3 protein-coding genes are annotated in these 1,969 nt (G+C 58.8%); 1 reads left to right on the plus strand and 2 read right to left on the minus strand.

Annotation, left to right across the window (positions count from 1 at the left end):
* The coding region (locus KYG_RS07245; RefSeq protein WP_008904204.1) for a DNA/RNA non-specific endonuclease at positions 1 to 609 on the minus strand (609 nt) is incomplete at its 3' end.
* 414 nt (positions 610 to 1,023) lie between these two features.
* Here KYG_RS07245 and KYG_RS23645 point away from each other — a divergent pair.
* The gene (locus KYG_RS23645) at positions 1,024 to 1,374 is read left to right on the plus strand and encodes a DUF4148 domain-containing protein (protein ID WP_008904206.1); all 351 of its coding nucleotides are present in this window, start codon (positions 1,024 to 1,026) and stop codon (positions 1,372 to 1,374) included.
* 407 nt (positions 1,375 to 1,781) lie between these two features.
* Here the strand turns inward: KYG_RS23645 and KYG_RS23650 are convergent.
* A partial coding sequence (locus tag KYG_RS23650) for an ATP-binding protein (protein WP_237707221.1) occupies positions 1,782 to 1,969 on the minus strand: 188 nt, incomplete at its 5' end.

The following is a 1,969-nucleotide window of genomic DNA, read 5'->3' on the forward strand; positions in this document are numbered from 1 at the left end:
GTTACCGATGCGGGGACTCTCCGGGGTGAACACCGGCCCGGTGATCACGAACACATCGCCCTTGGCCCGCCGGATATACCGGCGAGTGTCCTGCTCGATCTTGGCCCAGGCACCACCGTTGTGCTGGATGTCCTGCGGCACCATGTTGGCCAGGCTGAAGCTCTGGGCCATGGCTGTTGGTGTCGGCATGTCTCCTGCAGGGGCCATGTGGCCACGGGAGTAGCCCGAGCGCTTGTAGTCCTCCAGTTCTGCCCGCTCGCCACGGGGGAGGCGCGCGTCGGCAAAGAACTTGGTCGCTCTCTTCTCGTCGGCATCCTCGATGGTTTGGCGGTTCAGGCGCTGCGCCACATAGACCGGCGTCCTGGTCTCCCCGCTGTGCAAGATTGCAAACGCTTCGTAGCACAGCTCGCGCAGCTTGGGACGTGCCGGTATGGCGGGTGGTTTGCCATCCACGAAGAACTGAGGGCATTGCGCAAATCGGGTCGGATGTCCTGACGCACTGTCCAGCGCTTCAAAGACGGAGAGCCGGGCATGGGCTGCGCTGGCAACGGTCAGTGCCAGGATTGTGGTCAGGCGCAGCATGCGCGACCACAGCGCGGTCTGTTTCATTTCAAACGGTTGGTTCATTACTGAGTTGAGAGGGGGACAAGGTACTCCAAAGTCTCTTCAGGATCGCGTGGACCTATCCCGCCCGCAGGCCCCCGGCGGGGAAGGGTCGCAGGAATTCCATGCTGCGGGTCGCGGGTGCTTGCAGCCAGTCTTCGAACTGTTCCGGTTCCAGAATCACCACCATGCGCTTCTCATCCGTGGGTTTGTGGAACCAGCTGACTCGGGCCACTATGTCTTTCCACCTGCGCGCAAGTTCAACAACTCGGCGCCAACTCACGCAGCTCCTTAACAACGATGTCATCGAGCTGTCCTGATTCTGTTGGGGTGCGCTCCCTACGATGAACACATCTCCTCAACGCCTAAGCAAGGCATGAGAGATGCAATTTTCGTCCACTTTGTTAAGGAGCTTCAACCATGATCCAACAACGCCTCTCCCTGTCTTCCATGATCGCAGCCGCAGCCTCAGTGGTTGCCCTGGGCCTCCCAGGGATGGCTTCTGCCGCATACGAACATCCTGCCAACAATGAAAAGGGCGTAATCGTTCACCCGGAACACTTCAAGAGCGAGAAGACGCGAGAGCAGGTTATCGCAGAAACCAAGGCTGCTATGCAGCAAGGACTCCTTTCTTACGGAGAAAGCAACTTCCCGATCCGCACACCTGATGCAGCTGGTCCAGGCAAGACGCGTGCGCAAGTAATCAACGAACTGCGGAATGAGTCCCCTGCCGAACGCGATGCGCGTCTGCGTCTTTACTACCAGGGCTGATTGCCTAAGTTGGTGTCGCAGAAAGCTTTGGAATCCATTCTGTTGGATCGTTGGCGTCGGCCTGACTGACCTCTTGTCAGTCCAGGCCGCCGCCCGAATTTCCCTGACTCTCAACCGCCGACACACTGTCGCGAGAAGAGCTACGGACCGAGTGGGTGGCGCGAGGGCAGTCGGCCGGGGCGCATCGTACCGCGCATGCGAAAGCGACAGTCAAAACCCTATCCTTGGCTGAAGACACCCAGATCCCACGCTCACACCCAGGTCAAGCGCTACGGCCATGATTGGGCGACAAAGTAGGTGCCATTCGCCTGATCAACAAACGAGCGGCAGTCTGGTCTAAATTTCACCGGAGGCAACATGAAAGGGTACTGTTCCGCCGATGGAAGCCCTGTTGGCGTTTGGTATTCTTATAGTATCAGCCTGCTTGGAAATTCGAGGCTGAACTTTGTTCTCCCCGAGCCGGATTCAACCGTCACACGTCCTCCGTGCGCTTGTGCAATGGCCCGGGTAATTGATAGTCCGAGGCCAGCACCATCGGATTGTGGGTGCGACCGAGACGGGTCGGCACGGTAGAAGCGGTCAAACAGACGAGGAA

The sequence above is a fragment of the Acidovorax sp. NO-1 genome, assembly GCF_000238595.1.
Classification (GTDB): Bacteria; Pseudomonadota; Gammaproteobacteria; order Burkholderiales; family Burkholderiaceae_C; genus Acidovorax.